This is a genomic window from Sphingomonas lutea, from assembly GCF_014396785.1.
GTDB lineage: Bacteria > Pseudomonadota > Alphaproteobacteria > Sphingomonadales > Sphingomonadaceae > Sphingomicrobium > Sphingomicrobium luteum.
Window position 1 is genome coordinate 1894291 of sequence record NZ_CP060718.1, and the last position, 14737, is coordinate 1909027.

Genomic DNA, 14737 nt, shown 5'->3' on the forward strand with positions numbered 1-14737 from the left:
CGTCAGTCCTTCGGAATTGAAGCGGCCTTGACCGAAACTCGGCTGCCGTCGGGAAGCACGCACGGCCTGAAAAGCAATTCGCGAACCGCAGTCCTGTCTTCAGGCGCGAATTGCAGGTCGAGCGACTTGGCATTTGCAAGCCACTGAGTGCCGCCAAGCCGCAGAATATCATTCGATCCGCGAGCGGACGCCACGGCGCGCGCAAGGCGATCGCGCGACACGTCTGTCAGTTGTGGATGCTTCTCCAACGTCTTGAGCTCGTTGATGATATCGAATTCGCGCTGGTTCATGCCGCGGATCGCCTCGGTAAACGCGAACAGATTGGCGTAATCATTGCGAACGTTGGCGGGCATGTGCGCGACCGCGCCGGACGCCGTTGCCGAATCCCACGCCGAGGTCGACCACAAGCGCAGCGCGCCCATGTTGATGTCCAGGTCGTTCGTGGCCCGCGTGCCCGCGATCACCTCATCGAGAAAGTCGAGTTGGTGGGCGGTGCAAGCATGCAGCGCGATCCGTTCGGTGCTCGCATATTTGGACTCGAGCAGCTGGCTGTCGAGGCTCGCACGCGCCTCCGCCACGTCGCCTCGCCAGCGGCGGCTCTCGACCAATTCCTGCCCTGCGAGCGCGATCAGCACGCCAGCAACGATGATCCCGACTTCGCCGAGAAACTGACGCCATCCATGCAGCGGCTTGATCGCGGGAATTCGCATCAGCTTTTACCTTCGGGCAGGAAAGGGATCGGCAAGGGGACGAGGCGCCTGGGCACGCGCTTATCCCTGGACCTTCAAGGGCTGGCAGATCACCGATTTCCGAACATGATCGCGCATCGAGCGCGCAAGCGATTGGCCGATACCGTCGATCCGCGGAAGCCGGCCGGTGCGGCGCGCGTCGGCCAGAATTTGCGTCAATTCATTCAACCGCCGATCCATGCACGGCTGCTGGAACGTGCGCTCCTCGAAGCTCTTCGCGTTGAGCGCGAGCTCGGCCTCGACCGCGGCGAGCGATTCGCGGGCACGGCGCCGGTCGTCCCAATCGGAAGCCAATTGCTGCGCGCCCAGTGCGATCAGCACGCCAAGCACGATGATCCCGACTTCGCCCCAGAACACGCGCCAGCCGTTAATCGGCTTCACTAACCGCAAGATCGGCGCCCCCCAAAGCCCGTTCCAGCGCGAGCGTAACAGCGGCCCGCCGAAACGCCAGCGCCTTCGCGGCCGCCGCGCCCAACGGCCCTGCACTAACAATCGGCGTGAAAGTCCCTATATGAGTGCCTGCTACAGTCGCAATCAGACGGTCTTCGGCGCTTTGCGGCTCCTATTCCTTCTCGCTTCTACAGCAACGAAAAGGGGCCGCTTCGGCCTCTTCATCCGTAAAGGAATATGGATATGCCGATCGGCACCGTGAAATTCTTCGACATGGCCAAGGGCTATGGCTTCATCACCAACGAATCCGGGGGCAGCGATGCCTTCGTCCACATCAGCGCGGTCGAAGCCGCTGGCATGCACTCGCTCGAAAAGGAGCAGCGCATTTCCTACGAGCTCGAGAATGACAAGCGCGGCAAGACCAGCGCCGTCAATCTCCAGTCTGCGTAACAAGGAAGGCGGGTGTCGAAAGGCACCCGCCTTTTTTTTCGATTTGAAGGGAGCGTCATGACCGTGCAGCTGGACTTCTACCGCAAGCAGGCCGCCGACGCGCGCGCCGGCGCGGATGCCGCCACGCTGGCCAACATTCGCGATCGCTGGCTCCGGTCCGAAGCGACTTGGATGCAACTTGCCGATCGCAGCGAGCGCGCGGAAAAATTCCGCCAGACGCTCGCTGCCAAGCACGCGGCTCCGCCGGCTCAGGGCGAGACCGCCGCTTCGTGAAGGGGTTTAAGGAGCCCGATTTCCACGACCGTATCTCCCGCGCGGCGGAGGCCAAGGCGAAAGCGCTCGATCAAATGCGCGCAAGGCCGGCGATGGACGAAGCAACCTTGGCCGCGCGCGCCGAACAAGCCCGCAGACGCGATGCCGCCGCCGCCGCCAACCGCGATGCCCGCAAAGCCGCCACCCAGGCTGCCAAGGATGAAAAAGCGGCAACCGCCGCCGCCAAGAAGGCGGCCGTCAAACCCATCCTCACCGACGTCGAGCGCAAAGCCGCGCGAGACGCCCGCTACGCCGCGCGAAAGAAGCGAAAATAGGCCTTTGCGCAGCGCCGGCGCTCAGTGCGCCCCGCCAAACCGCAAACGCACGCCGCCGTTGAGGACGAAGCCATCGGTCGGCGCCCATACCTCCACGGTCCACCGACCATCGGGCGCGCGCGCCGGCAACAGCACCGGTTCGTAACGCGTCTGCCGCACATTCAGCAGGTTTTCCGCGTTGACGAACAACCTGGCCTTGCCGACGACGACCTCGCCCAGCACGCCAAGGTGAACATAGGGCCGACTGACTGACCGGTAGGGATTGTCGTCGAGCCGTTGGCGACCGGTGTAATAGGCCTCGACCCCGACCCGGCCCTTGTCATGGTCTTCCCACATCGCGACCAGCCCGCCCGTGTGGCGCGGCGTCAGCGGGGTACGCACCCGCCCCCCGCCATCCGGATTTGGCTCGGTCGAATGAGTAAAGACGTAGCTGCCGCTGACCGTCATCTGCTTCCAGCGATAGCGCAGCAGCAGTTCGGTGCCGCGCACGCGCGTCGGGCCATCGACATTGACCAGCCGCACGCGATCCGCCGCGACGGGGTCTATCCGCGTCGCATGGGTGATATTCGATCCGAACAGCGTCATGCTCGCCTCGACCGGCCCGCGCGCATAGCCCACATCGATCGAAGCTGACCGCGCGGTCTCCGCCTCCAGGTCGCCGAGGGGCTCCAGCCGCGACAACCCTGCCTCCTCGATTTCCTCGACGAAGGGCGTCGGCGCGTAGAAGCCGCGGCCCACCGATGCCCGCACGCGCCACGGTCCGGGCCGGTACAACATCGACAGCCGCGGGCTGAGCTGCGTGCCGTAGACGCTATGGACATCCAGCCGCGCGCTCGCGGCCACGGTCAACGCTTCGTGAAGGTCGTGCTCGACTTGGCCGAACACCGCCGGGACCGTGTGGGTATAATCGAATGCCGGGAAGGTCTCCGACCGAAAGACGTCGCGCTGGATGGCGACGCCCGCGACCCACGGCGTGCCCGCCGAGCCGCCGGCAACCGACGCCTCCGCGAACAATGTCCCGTGACGGTCATCCTCGGCGACATCGCCGAACAGATGATCGTGCCCCTGGGTCATCGCGGCCCCGCGGAAGTGCACCGTCCCAAGCCCGGCGACGGGAGCCTCGGCGACAATTCCGGCGTCGAACCGTCGCGTGCGCTGTTCCTGCGGGAATGCGCTTCCATCGGGCACGGTGGCGCCCGGTTCGGTGCCGCCGACCCTGTCCTCCACCATCGCCCCTGCTGTGAGGTAGGCTGACGCGCCGTCACGCCCCTCCCAGAACAGCCGTGGACGGACCGACCAGCGCGCGTAGCGCGGCATGTCGATCCAGCCGTCGTCGTCCAGGTCCTGGCGGCTTTGCCGATGAAACCCGCCAGTCATCGAAGCGCCCAGGTCCGGCCCGATCTTTCCCGCCGCATACGCGGTCACGTCCTGTCCGCCGCGCGTCGTCGCATTCAGCAGCGTCTCGATCTCGGGCTCCTCCCCGGGTCGCCGGGATACGAGGTTGATCACCCCGCCCAGCGCCGAAGGCCCGTAGAGCGCCGAAGCCGCGCCCTTGATCACCTCGACCTGGCCAAGATCGGTTGGTGCGACCTGCAGTACGCCGAGCGAAGACGCTTGCCCGCCGTAAAGCGGCAGTCCGTCGGCCAAGAGCTGCGTGTACCGCCCGTCCATACCCTGGACACGGATGTTCGCCGCTCCCAGCGACGGCGCCGTCACCTGGACCCGCACCCCGCCCGTTTCGTTGACCAGCATGGCAATATTGCCCGGCCGCATCAGCAATTTCTCTTCGATCTCTTCGCGCGTGATCACCTCGACGCGAAGGGGTTCGTCCTGCACTCGCCGCCGCGACCGCGTTGCCTGAACGATGATCTCTTCGTCCTCGTCCTCTTCCGCCTCGACGACGCTTGCGACGTCCTGCGCGAGGGCGACCGATGGATTGATGGGGACAGAAACTGGGAGAAGCGCCCAGCGCAGATGAGCGCACATTTTCATCATTTTCACGCGAGCGCTGCTCTCAACTCGGCTTCTGCCGCAGGTAGAGATAGCGCGGGTCGAACTCCCCAATTTCCCGCAGCCGGGCGTGGTCGTGGATCGTCAGATAGCGCTGCTCGAGCGTGATGAGGCCGTCGGCGCGAAGGGCCTGCAGCGTCCGGTTCACGTGCACGGGGGTGATTCCCAAGCATTCGCTGAGCTGGGCCTGGGTCAGAGGAAGAGCATAGCCGTCGTCGTCTGCCAACCCGCCGACGCGCAGCCTTTCGAACAATTCGCAGAACAGGTGCGCGGCCCGCGACATTGCGCTTCGGCTGCCAAGCGAGAGCGTCAGTTCGCGCTGGATCGAAGCGTCGACGTTGGTCATCAGCCAGTAGAGTCGCGTAAGCCGCGGAAAGCGCTCGGTCAGCCGCGTCAGCCGATCGTGCGGCACGACGCCGAGCCGCACGGGGGTCAAGGCAATGACGTCATGATCGAGCGCCTTGAGCGTAAAACTGTGGAGATCGGCAAAGTCGCCGGGGACGTGCAGCTCGAGGATCTGGCGGTTGCCGCGCTTGACGTCCTTGGCGCGGGCCAGCCAGCCGTCGAGAAGCAGCAGGCTGACATTGAGCTCGACGCCCTCGTGGATCACTGTCTTGTGGGCGGAAAAAGTCCGGACTTCCGACACCAGTTCGCGTATCGCGTCTTCTTCCGCGGCACTCACCGAGTCACGCATTCGAAGCTTGCGCAAATGTGCTTCCATCGCCTTCTCCTACCCGGCGCGCTGAACGTTCATCCAGGAATTTCGTCGCGACGGCGCGGTTGGGTTTGTTCGGCCGAATCGTCAAGCACTTGAAAGGCCTGCATTTTCTGCGCATCTTCGTTCACTGCAGAGGCAGGATTGGCGCTTTACCGGAGGCGCGATAGACCTAAGCGCATTCTGGGGCGTTGAGCTTCAAGCAAACAGGTGCCGCGATCGTCCGCGGCTGGAGACGTGATGAACATGGTAAAAATTGCTCGACCTTTCCTCGTGACTGCCGCCGCGTTGGCGGTCGCCGCCGTTCCGATGATCGTTCCGGCGGCGCCTGCCGTGGCCCAGAAGCGCGGCAATTCGGTCGAGCGGGAAGTCGCCGCATTTTACGCCGCGCGCGGCGGCCAGCTGGTCTGGTTGACCCCCACCTCCGGCACCGCGGCACGCGACCTGCTTCAGCTGCTCGCCACATCGCAGGTCGAAGGGTTGAACCCCAACCGTTACAATGTTCGCGGCATCACCCGCGCGTTGCAGTCGGGCGGCGGGCAGCGCGCCGATATGATGCTGTCGACCGCCTTCGTGAACTACGTCCGCGATACCAAGCGCGATCCTGGCATCGGCATTGTATATGTCGACCAGGAATTGAAGCCCGGCGCCGCTTCTGCCTCCAGCTTGCTAAGTCAGGCGGCCTCCGCGCCCTCCTTGTCCAGCTACGTCCAGAGCCTGGGCTGGATGAACCCGATCTACGGCCAGCTCCGCCAGGCGCTCGCCAGCCGGCTCTACCGCAGCGAGCGCGAACGCCAGTTGTTGACGCTCAATCTCGACCGTGCCCGCGTCCTGCCGTCGGGCAGCCAGCGCTACGTGGTCATCAACAACGCCGCGGCCCGCCTCTACATGTACGAGAATGGCCGCGTGGTGGATTCGATGCGGGTCGTCACCGGCAAGCCGACCCCGGCCGCGCAGACGCCGATGATGAACGCCTTCATCCGCTTCGCTGTCCTCAACCCGTACTGGAACTCGCCCCCCGACATCACGGCGCACAATCTTGCGCCCAACGTGCTCAAGCGCGGACCCGCCTACCTTAAGGAAAAGGGCTATGAAGTGATGTCCGACTGGTCGGACAATGCCCGCGTGCTCAGCCCAGCCAGCGTCAATTGGCGCGCCGTCGTCGCCGGGCAGCAGGAAATCCGCCTGCGCCAGAAGCCCGGCCCGGCCAATTCGATGGGCCGCATGAAGTTCATGTTCCCCAACTCGCAGGGCATCTGGCTCCACGACACCCCGCTCAAGGAGAAGATCGAGGATGCGGCGCGGCTACAGAGCAACGGCTGCGTCCGGCTGGAGGATGCGCCGCGCTTCGCCCGCTGGCTGTTCGGCCAGAATTTGAAGCCCGCCGGGGCGCGGCCCGAGCAGAAGGTGGCTCTGCCGACACCGGTACCGCTTTACATTACCTACCTGACTGCGGTGCCGTCGGGGACGTCGATCACCTATTTCGACGATTTCTACGGCTGGGATCGGGCGCGGTTGGGCCGCGTCGCGTCTAACGTGAGCCGAAGCCCGTCACCATCGTCTTGATCGTCCGCAGCAGGATCAACAGATCCAGCCAGGGCGAGAAATATTTGATGTAGTAGAAGTCGTACTGGAGCTTGCGGTGGACCTCGTCGACCTCCGCCACATGCCCCTGGTTGACTTGCGCCCAGCCGGAAATGCCTGGCTTAACGACATGCCGGTAGCGGTAGAACGGGATTTCGCCCGTGTACCAAACCGACAGCACCTGCGCTTCTGGCCGCGGGCCGATCCAGCTCATCTGCCATTGCAGGATGTTGAAGATCTGCGGCAGCTCATCGAGCCGGTTGTTGCGTAGCCAGCGGCCGACGCGGGTGACGCGGTCGTCGTCGTCGGTCGTGATTGCTGCGCGCCGGCTTTGCTCTTCAGTCGCGACGCGCATGGTACGGAATTTGTAGACTGTGAATTGCCTTCCCGCGTGGCCGACGCGGCGTTGCTTGAACAACGCCCCGCCCGGGCTTTCCCAGCGGATGGCGAGCGCGATCACGGCCATGAACGGCAAGACGACCGGCAGAACGAGGATTGCGGCAATGAAATCGCCGACGGCTTTGAGGTGGAAATAGCCGCGCGCGGGCAGAAGCGACCCGAAGCTATTCTCCGACAGATGTTCCAGCTCGACCCGGCCGGTCAGCGATTCCGATAATTGCTTTACCTGATAGACGATGCGCCCGGCAAGCGCCGCATCGGCCAGGAAGGCCTCCCACTCATCCGGCAGATCGGAGCTGAAATCGGCGACGATGGCGTCGCACCGGCGGGCATCGTGAAGCCGGGGACGCGACAGGCGCACCCAGTCAACGCCCGGGATCTGGTCAAGGATTCCGACCCGCCCGAAGGGAACGACGGCGATCCGCCGCCGAAGCTGCCGCTCGGCAAAGATATACAGGGCGTAAAGCCAAAGCACATGGAGCACGAAGCCGACCGTCAAGGCCAGCCGGTCGTAGGGGAAGCGGGTGAGGACGAACCACACCAGGGTGATGCCATGCGCCGTCAGCGCCGACGGCAGGATCACGTAGCTGCGGCGGATGCCCGGATAAGTCTCGATCGACAGGCGCATCCAGAAGGCGATGACGACCGCGATGGCATTGGCGTAGAACGCGGTGATCGATGCCGGCTCGATGATCATCCCGGGCAAGGGCCCGCGCATCAGCCACGGCAAAAGCGCGCCGATGATCAATGCTCCGGCGAACTGAAAGCGCTTCCGGGTAAGAATGGACGTCTCCCGCGTTTGCGGCAGGCGGTCGTGCCGCATCAGCCCCGCCTCGCGGCAGCTGGGATGATCAGCCCGACCCTCATCAACTCATTCATACGCAACAAAACTCGTCACGGACGCAAATGGCGCCATTACGAACCTATCTAGCCGATCCCTGCCGTCCACGGCCAACGCCAAAATAGGTTAAGCCGGCACGTTCGGCTTCTTCCCGGTCGTACACATTGCGCAGATCGACCAGCGCCCGGCCGCGCATGGCGCCGGCCATCTCCTCCAGGTCGAGCGCCCTGAACTCGTCCCATTCGGTGACGATCACCACCGCGTCGGCGCCGGCGACTGCCGCCGCTGCGTCCGCTGCGAAGGAAATGTCCGTGAAAATCCGCTCGGCCTGCTCGCGCGCCACAGGGTCGAAGGCCGCGACTTCGGCACCGCGTTCGACCAGCGACTGGACGAGCGGGATCGACGGCGCGTCGCGCATGTCGTCGGTATTGGGCTTGAAGGCCAGACCCAGGACGCCGATCCGCTTGCCCGACAGCTCGCCGCCTAGCGCGGCGGCGACGCGGTCGACCATGCTCGCTTTGCGGTCATCGTTGACCGCGACGGTCGTGCGCACAATGCGCTGGTCCACGCCGACCTTGTCCGCAGTCTGAAGCAGCGCGAGCGTGTCCTTGGGGAAGCAGCTGCCGCCATAGCCCGGACCGGCATGCAGGAACTTGGGCCCGATGCGGTTGTCGAGGCCGATGCCGCGCGCGACATCCTGGACGTCGGCGTCCACCGCCTCACACAAATTGGCGATTTCGTTGATGAAGCTGATCTTGACCGCAAGGAAAGCGTTCGCGGCATATTTCGTCAGTTCCGCCGTCCGCCGCCCGGTAAACAGGATCGGCGCGCGGTTGAGGAACAACGGGCGGTAAATCTCGCGCAGCACGTCGCGCGCATGCTCGTCCTCGGCGCCGACGACGATGCGGTCGGGGTGCTTGAAGTCGGCGATGGCTGCGCCTTCGCGTAGGAATTCAGGGTTGGACGCGACCGATACGCCCTCGACGCCCTCTTCCTTGAGGATCTTCTCGATCTCGTCGCCAGTGCCGACCGGGACGGTCGACTTGGTCACGACCACGGTCCCCGGCTTGATGACCTTGGCAAGCTCGCGCACCGCGGCGTGAACGAAGCTGAGGTCGGCGTGGCCGTCGCCGCGCCGCGCGGGCGTGCCCACTGCGATGAAGATCGCTTCGGCGTCCGCCACCCCGCTGGGGAGGTCGGTGGTGAAGGTCAGCCGGCCGCGTTCGGCATTCGACTTGACCAGGGATTCCAGGCCCGGTTCCCAGATCGGCATGCGCCCGGCATGGAGCCCGTCGATCTTGCCCGAATCCTTGTCGATGCAGCACACCTGATGCCCGAAATCCGCAAAGCAGGCGCCCGAGACGAGCCCGACATAGCCGGTTCCGATCATCGCGATACGCATGCTTGCTCCTGTACTTGTTCGATTGCTGTGGTCGGGAGAGCGCGGCCTTTAGCCAGCGCTTTCGGCAATAGCCAGCACCCCCGCCCCTAGTTATGACGGTCGCGATGGCGACCGAAGCCCCCAAGTTCGTGCCTCCGAGGCGTTGGCATCTCGACCCCCTGCACATGACGCTGCGGCGGACGTCACGCATGCGGCCATGGGCGCAGTTCGGTGTCCGCATGGCGATCATGATCGGCATGATCGTGTTCATCGTCGCCTTCCACTGGTGCGAACGCGACAGCCTGAAGGACACGCATGACGGGCAGATCTCGTTCGTCGACGTGATCTATTTCACCATGATCAGCGCGACGACCACCGGCTATGGCGACGTCGTCCCGGTGACCGAGCGGGCGCGCTTGTTCGATGCCTTGATCGTCACGCCGATCCGCGTCTTTTTCCTGCTCTTGCTGGCGGGAACGGCCTACACGTTCATAATCAAGAGAACCTGGAACAGGTGGTTGATGAAACTCATCCAGAAGAACCTTCGTGACCACATTCTGCTCGCCGGGTTCGGCATCAGTAACGACAAGGCGCTCGAAGAGTTGTTGGCCCGGGGCACCCCGGCCAAGCGCATCGTCGTCATAGATAGCGACCAGGATGCGCTGGATCGCGCCGCCGAATGTGGCGTCGCGGTGTTGCTGGGTGACAGCACGCGCGATGAAACATTGCTCGCGACCCATGTCGAGCGCGCCGCGGCGCTGCTGGTGTCGACCGGACGCGACGACAGCAACATCCTCGTCACCCTGACGGCGCGCAAGCTGTCTCCCCGGGTCAAGATCAGCGTCACGATTCGCGAAACGGATAACGAGGACATTGCGCGCCAGGCCGGTGCCGACACGGTGATCAACCCGGTCAGCTTCACCGGCCTACTCCTCGCCAGCTCGCTCGAAGGACCGTATCGCGCCGATTACATCGCCGATCTCGCCACGTCGGCCGGAAGCGTCGAGTTGCGCGAACGCTTGGTCATGCCCGGTGAAGTGGGTAGATCGCTTCACGACATCCACACCGGCCAGGCAGTGCGCCTGATCCGCGATGGCAAGGTGATTTCGCGGACGGACAGCCAGCAGCTCGCACCAGGCGACCGAATCCTGGAAATCATTGACAGCGTGTGACGCGCGCATTGACCGCCCGTCGCGCAATCACCTTGCTTGCCGTCGGCCTGGCAATCGGGATCGTCATCTTCTTCGGCGGCCGATCCTAGCCCGTTCGCAAAATCGTCCCGACCGGCGAGGCCGAACGGTTTCGACTGATCCAGACCGCCGAGCAAGTCCGATCAAATGCCGACAACCTCAACCTCGTTGCCGGCCAAATCCGCGATCGGCTGGCGTACACAAAGCTCCTCCTGCCCAAGGCGGAGCTCGATAAGCAACTGGCGGACAGCGGAACGATCAAATTCTGCTGCGATAAGGGCTATCCACTCGACAAGCTGCGCGCGCCCGATCCGAATTCGGTCGACTTTTGAGCCCGGGCTGCTGCCACGCTCGTACGTGAAGCGACGTCGTATCCGCCTAGTTTTCGCCCAACTTTTCCTTTAAGGGCGCGACCCTTCCGATGAACGTCACCACCTTCCCCAAGCCCCCGCGCGTCGGGCTGGTCTCGCTCGGCTGTCCCAAGAATCTGGTCGACAGCGAGCGGATCATGACCAAGCTGCGCGCCGACGGTTACGACATGTCGCCCGATTATGCGGGCGCAGACGTCGTGCTGGTCAACACCTGCGGCTTCCTCGACAGCGCCAAGGAAGAAAGCCTGGAAGCGATCGGCGAGGCGATCGCCGAGAACGGGCGCGTTGTCGTCACCGGCTGCATGGGCAAGGAAGCCGAAGCCATTCGCGCCCGCTTCCCGGACGTGCTCGCGATCACCGGCGCGCACCAGTATGAAGAAGTCATCGCCGCAGTCCATGATGCGGCGCCGGCGGTGCCCTCGCCGTTCATCGACTTGGTGCCCGAATCCGGGCTGAAACTGACTCCGCGCCACTACAGCTATTTGAAGATTTCCGAGGGCTGCAACCATCGCTGCGCCTTTTGCATCATCCCGCACCTGCGCGGCGATCTCGTCAGCCGCCGCCCCGATGCGGTGCTTCGCGAGGCCGAAAAGCTGGTCGCCGCAGGGACGAAGGAACTGCTGGTCATCAGCCAGGACACGTCGGCCTACGGCGTCGACCTGCGCCACAAGGCTTGGCCGTGGAAGGGTAACGAAGTTCGCGCCCACATGACCGATCTCGCGCGCGAACTTGGCAAGCTTCGCACGCCCGACGGCGATACGCCGTGGGTGCGGCTGCATTACGTCTATCCCTATCCGCACGTGAACGACGTCATCCCGTTGATGGCCGAAGGTCTGGTGCTGCCCTATCTCGACATCCCCTTCCAGCATGCCAGCCCCGACGTGCTGCGCCGGATGCGGCGGCCCGCCAACGATGCCAAAGTGCTTGAGCGGATTCGCAACTGGCGCGCCTTGGTGCCGAATCTTGCGATCCGCTCGAGCTTCGTCGTCGGCTTCCCCGGCGAGACCGACGCGGATTTCGATTATCTCCTGCGCTGGCTCGAAGAGGCGCAGCTCGACCGCGTCGGCGCGTTCAAGTTTGAGCCGGTCGAAGGCGCGCCGGCGACGGTCATGCCCGATCAGGTGCCGGACGAGGTCAAGCAGTACCGGTTCGAACAAGTCATGGCCCTGTCCGCGAAGATCAGCGCCGACAAGCTCGCGGCCAAGGTCGGCCGTACGGTGGATGTCCTGATCGACGCGGTGGACGCGGAGACGGGGGGCGCCACGGGCCGGTCGAAGGCGGACGCGCCGGAGATCGACGGCGAAGTCCATCTTCGCGATGCCGGACACCTGGAACCCGGCGATTTTGTCACCGTGCAGGTCGAGGATGCCGACGCGCACGACTTGTTCGGCGCGCCCGCCTGACAAACGAGAGGGAACGTCCGCCTGCCGTCGCGCGTTGGGGACTGGTTCCAAATCGGTGGTGGAGGCGATTATGCGTGCACACCGGAAGGCGGCAATCCTCCTTGCATTCCTGATGCTGGCCACTCCGGCGGCCGTGCCGGCCCAGGATCGCGGAGGCATTCCGACCGAGACTCAGGAGCGGATGCAGCAGCGCTTTGATTACGACCTGTTGTGGAACATCCTCGGCCTGTTCGGCCTGCTCGGACTCTTCGGCCTCAAGCGCGGCCATACCGAAGATAGTTACCATCCCGCCGCCTTCGAATAAGCCTGCGGCGTTAACCCTGTTCGTTTAACCGGGGTCAACGCGTTGCAGCTAAAGGGCTGGTGTGGACAAGTCAGGATCTGGGCACGCGGCGTTGCTGTCGCGTGGACGGCGTCACGCTGTCGAGCTCGAAGCGGCCATCGTCCGCGATGGCGTCGAGCAGTGGAACCGAGTCACGGACCTGTCCCTAGACGGCTGCTGCCTCAGCGGCGATTTCCTGATCGGCGAGCAAGTGACAGTGCGGATCCCGCCTCTGGGGACGTTCCGGGCGCAGGTCCGCTGGGCGCTTTCGGGGCGCGCCGGCGCGCGCTTCATCCGGACTGGTCAAACCGCTGCCCCGACGTCGCTGTCGAAGGACAAGCGCGGCGTTGCGGCGATCGAATATGCGCTGATCGCAAGCCTCATCGCGATCGCGCTCGTCGCGGCGGTCGGCGGCACCGGCGAAGCGGTCGGAGACAGGTGGAACGGCGTTGACAAGGCGATGCCTGGGGGCGTGCACTACCAATCGTGACAAGTGAAATATTCGCGCGGCGCTGACTCTTCGCGCAGGCTCGGGAATCACTCACGCATAAGCTCGAATCGTAGCTGCGCACCTGGCTCGCACCGGGTCCGTGGGCGCTCGGGCATCATTGCGAGAGCGAGGGCGATCTCATGGCGAACGATGCAGGCAAGGTGCTTTCCCGGCTGAAGGACGAGGAGATCGATTGGGTCGACCTCCGCTTTACCGATCCCAAGGGCAAGTGGCAGCATCTGACGATGGCGTCGGGCGTGATCGACGAGGACATGCTGACCGACGGCTTCATGTTCGACGGCAGCTCGATCGCCGGCTGGAAGGCGATCAACGAATCCGACATGATCCTGAAGCCCGATCTCGACGCGGTCTATGTCGACCCGTTCAGCGCGACTCCGATGATGATCCTGTTCTGCAACGTCGTCGAACCCTCGACCGGTGAACTCTACGGCCGCGACCCTCGCTCGACCGCGACGCGCGCCGAAGCCTATCTCAAGGCCACCGGCCTTGGCGACACGGTGTTCGTCGGCCCCGAAGCCGAGTTCTTCATGTTCGACGACGTCCGCTTCGAAGACACCTACACCAGCTCCTACTTCAAGCTCGACGATATCGAGATGCCGACCAACAGCGGCCGCGAATATGACGGCGGCAACATGGCTCACCGGCCGCGCGCCAAGGGCGGCTACTTCCCCGTCGCGCCGGTCGACAGCGCGCAGGACATCCGGGGAGAGATGGTTTCGACCATGCTCGAAATGGGCCTGCCGTGCGACAAGCATCACCATGAAGTCGCCGCCGCACAGCATGAGCTCGGCCTGACTTACGGCGGCCTCGTCGAAACCGCCGACCGCATGCAGATCTACAAATATGTCGTGCACATGGTTGCCCACGCTTACGGCAAGACCGCGACCTTCATGCCCAAGCCGATCGCCAAGGATAATGGCAGCGGCATGCACACCCACATGTCGATCTGGAAGGGCAAGAAGCCGTTGTTCGCGGGCGACGGCTATGCCGGCCTTTCAGAAATGGCGCTCTATTTCATTGGCGGCGTGATCAAGCATGCGCGAGCGCTGAACGCCTTCACCAACCCGACGACCAACAGCTACAAGCGCCTTGTCCCGGGCTTCGAAGCCCCGGTGCTCCTCGCTTATTCCAGCCGCAACCGCTCCGCCTCCTGCCGCATTCCCTATGGCGCGGGCGAAAAGTCGAAGCGCGTCGAGTTTCGTTTCCCGGACGCGATGGCCAACCCTTACCTGGCTTATTCGGCGCTGCTGATGGCGGGCCTCGACGGGATCCAGAACCGCATCCATCCGGGCGACCCGATGGACAAGAACCTCTACGACCTGCCGCCGCAGGAGCTGGTCAACGTGCCGACGGTCTGCGGGTCGCTCCGCGAAGCCCTCGTCAGCCTGGCCGAAGACCGCGCCTTCCTGACCCGCGGCGACGTTTTCAGCGACGACCAGATCGACAGCTACATCGACCTCAAGTGGGAAGAAGTGATGCGCTGGGAAACGACCCCCAGTCCGGTCGAGTTCGACATGTATTATTCAAGCTGATTGCCCGGCAGTCCCTGCTGCGTTCGACAGTCGGGGCAAATCCCGGTAGATTGTGACGGTGCCGCAAGGGGGGACTTTCGCATGGCCCGTCGACCTTTATCGCTGATCGCCTGGTTGCTTGGCGTGACGATTATCGTGCTCATCCTGCTGCAATGGGGATTCGGCGTCCAGATCTTCTAAAGGCGCGGTGCCAGGCCGAAGCTCGCGACGGAACCATTCCGTAACCCTGTCGTGCGTATATCACGCGCGAATATGGATCACGGAGCGGCGGGATGAATATCCGGGCGAAAGTTTTCGGTGGC

Annotated in this window: 15 protein-coding genes; 9 read left to right on the top strand and 6 right to left on the bottom strand. The window is 64.1% G+C overall.

Translation table 11 applies throughout. The features are described 5' to 3' along the window. Positions 1 to 2: 2 nt before the first annotated feature. Positions 3 to 710, bottom strand: a complete 708-nt coding sequence (locus tag H9L13_RS09845; RefSeq protein WP_187537535.1) for a hypothetical protein — start codon at positions 708 to 710, stop codon at positions 3 to 5. Positions 711 to 770: 60 nt separating this feature from the next. Further along, positions 771 to 1130 carry a hypothetical protein gene (locus H9L13_RS09850; RefSeq protein ID WP_187537536.1) on the bottom strand — a complete coding sequence of 120 codons (360 nt, stop codon included), beginning with the start codon at positions 1128 to 1130 and terminating at the stop codon, positions 771 to 773. A 252-nt stretch (positions 1131 to 1382) separates the two neighbouring features. On the opposite strand from H9L13_RS09850, the gene H9L13_RS09855 reads away from it, so the two are divergent. From H9L13_RS09855 to H9L13_RS09865, 3 genes are read left to right on the top strand one after another with little or no spacing between them, the layout of a single operon-like run. Continuing rightward, positions 1383 to 1589 (top strand): cold-shock protein, encoded by a 207-nt coding sequence (locus H9L13_RS09855; protein ID WP_187537537.1) that lies wholly within the window; start codon positions 1383 to 1385, stop codon positions 1587 to 1589. A 57-nt stretch (positions 1590 to 1646) separates the two neighbouring features. After that, entirely contained in the window at positions 1647 to 1862 is a 216-nt protein-coding gene (locus H9L13_RS09860) for a hypothetical protein (protein ID WP_187537538.1), read from the top strand. Further along, positions 1859 to 2176 carry a DUF6481 family protein gene (locus H9L13_RS09865; protein ID WP_187537539.1) on the top strand — a complete coding sequence of 106 codons (318 nt, stop codon included), beginning with the start codon at positions 1859 to 1861 and terminating at the stop codon, positions 2174 to 2176. Before H9L13_RS09860 ends, H9L13_RS09865 begins: the two co-directional genes overlap by 4 nt. Positions 2177 to 2197: 21 nt before the next feature. Here H9L13_RS09865 and H9L13_RS09870 read toward each other — a convergent pair whose 3' ends face one another. Both H9L13_RS09870 and H9L13_RS09875 read right to left on the bottom strand, forming a co-directional pair. Further along, positions 2198 to 4171, bottom strand: coding sequence for a TonB-dependent receptor plug domain-containing protein (locus H9L13_RS09870; RefSeq protein ID WP_235091332.1), 1974 nt, complete (start codon positions 4169 to 4171; stop codon positions 2198 to 2200). A 19-nt stretch (positions 4172 to 4190) separates the two neighbouring features. Beyond that, the gene (locus H9L13_RS09875; protein ID WP_187537540.1) at positions 4191 to 4907 is read right to left on the bottom strand and encodes a Crp/Fnr family transcriptional regulator; all 717 of its coding nucleotides are present in this window, start codon (positions 4905 to 4907) and stop codon (positions 4191 to 4193) included. A gap of 234 nt (positions 4908 to 5141) precedes the next feature. Here H9L13_RS09875 and H9L13_RS09880 point away from each other — a divergent pair, with 234 nt between their 5' ends. Beyond that, the gene (locus H9L13_RS09880) at positions 5142 to 6467 is read left to right on the top strand and encodes a L,D-transpeptidase family protein (RefSeq protein WP_187537541.1); all 1326 of its coding nucleotides are present in this window, start codon (positions 5142 to 5144) and stop codon (positions 6465 to 6467) included. Here the strand turns inward: H9L13_RS09880 and H9L13_RS09885 are convergent. Together H9L13_RS09885 and H9L13_RS09890 are read right to left on the bottom strand one after the other, a co-directional pair. Then, entirely contained in the window at positions 6433 to 7707 is a 1275-nt protein-coding gene (locus H9L13_RS09885; protein WP_187537542.1) for a sugar transferase, read from the bottom strand. The two genes, H9L13_RS09880 and H9L13_RS09885, sit on opposite strands and share 35 nt — an antisense overlap. A 100-nt stretch (positions 7708 to 7807) precedes the next feature. Then, positions 7808 to 9127, bottom strand: coding sequence for a UDP-glucose dehydrogenase family protein (locus tag H9L13_RS09890; RefSeq protein ID WP_187537543.1), 1320 nt, complete (start codon positions 9125 to 9127; stop codon positions 7808 to 7810). 104 nt (positions 9128 to 9231) lie between these two features. Between H9L13_RS09890 and H9L13_RS09895 the strand changes: the two genes are divergently transcribed. The 5 genes from H9L13_RS09895 to glnA all read left to right on the top strand — a co-directional run bounded on the left by H9L13_RS09895 (position 9232) and on the right by glnA (position 14435). Beyond that, a complete protein-coding gene (locus H9L13_RS09895; protein WP_235090893.1) occupies positions 9232 to 10278 on the top strand; it encodes a potassium channel family protein in 1047 nt (348 codons plus the stop codon). A gap of 439 nt (positions 10279 to 10717) precedes the next feature. Continuing rightward, positions 10718 to 12070, top strand: coding sequence for a 30S ribosomal protein S12 methylthiotransferase RimO (gene rimO, locus H9L13_RS09900; protein WP_187537544.1), 1353 nt, complete (start codon positions 10718 to 10720; stop codon positions 12068 to 12070). Positions 12071 to 12140: 70 nt separating this feature from the next. Continuing rightward, entirely contained in the window at positions 12141 to 12374 is a 234-nt protein-coding gene (locus H9L13_RS09905; protein WP_187537545.1) for a WGxxGxxG family protein, read from the top strand. A gap of 61 nt (positions 12375 to 12435) precedes the next feature. Then, complete coding sequence (locus tag H9L13_RS09910) at positions 12436 to 12882, top strand: Flp family type IVb pilin (protein ID WP_187537546.1); 447 nt, start codon at positions 12436 to 12438, stop codon at positions 12880 to 12882. A gap of 140 nt (positions 12883 to 13022) precedes the next feature. Beyond that, positions 13023 to 14435, top strand: a complete 1413-nt coding sequence (gene glnA, locus H9L13_RS09915) for a type I glutamate--ammonia ligase (protein ID WP_187537547.1) — start codon at positions 13023 to 13025, stop codon at positions 14433 to 14435. Positions 14436 to 14737 lie beyond the last annotated feature (302 nt).

Excerpts from the sequence above, each read along its gene's own strand:
- H9L13_RS09845 (WP_187537535.1), bottom strand. The coding sequence starts at position 710 with ATGCGAATTCCCGCGATCAAGCCGCTGCATGGATGGCGTCAGTTTCTC.
- H9L13_RS09855 (WP_187537537.1), top strand. The coding sequence starts at position 1,383 with ATGCCGATCGGCACCGTGAAATTCTTCGACATGGCCAAGGGCTATGGC.
- H9L13_RS09860 (WP_187537538.1), top strand. The coding sequence starts at position 1,647 with ATGACCGTGCAGCTGGACTTCTACCGCAAGCAGGCCGCCGACGCGCGC.
- H9L13_RS09870 (WP_235091332.1), bottom strand. The coding sequence starts at position 4,171 with ATGATGAAAATGTGCGCTCATCTGCGCTGGGCGCTTCTCCCAGTTTCT.
- H9L13_RS09875 (WP_187537540.1), bottom strand. The coding sequence starts at position 4,907 with ATGGAAGCACATTTGCGCAAGCTTCGAATGCGTGACTCGGTGAGTGCC.
- H9L13_RS09880 (WP_187537541.1), top strand. The coding sequence starts at position 5,142 with ATGAACATGGTAAAAATTGCTCGACCTTTCCTCGTGACTGCCGCCGCG.
- H9L13_RS09885 (WP_187537542.1), bottom strand. The coding sequence starts at position 7,707 with ATGCGGCACGACCGCCTGCCGCAAACGCGGGAGACGTCCATTCTTACC.
- H9L13_RS09890 (WP_187537543.1), bottom strand. The coding sequence starts at position 9,127 with ATGCGTATCGCGATGATCGGAACCGGCTATGTCGGGCTCGTCTCGGGC.
- H9L13_RS09895 (WP_235090893.1), top strand. The coding sequence starts at position 9,232 with ATGGCGACCGAAGCCCCCAAGTTCGTGCCTCCGAGGCGTTGGCATCTC.
- rimO (WP_187537544.1), top strand. The coding sequence starts at position 10,718 with ATGAACGTCACCACCTTCCCCAAGCCCCCGCGCGTCGGGCTGGTCTCG.
- H9L13_RS09905 (WP_187537545.1), top strand. The coding sequence starts at position 12,141 with ATGCGTGCACACCGGAAGGCGGCAATCCTCCTTGCATTCCTGATGCTG.
- glnA (WP_187537547.1), top strand. The coding sequence starts at position 13,023 with ATGGCGAACGATGCAGGCAAGGTGCTTTCCCGGCTGAAGGACGAGGAG.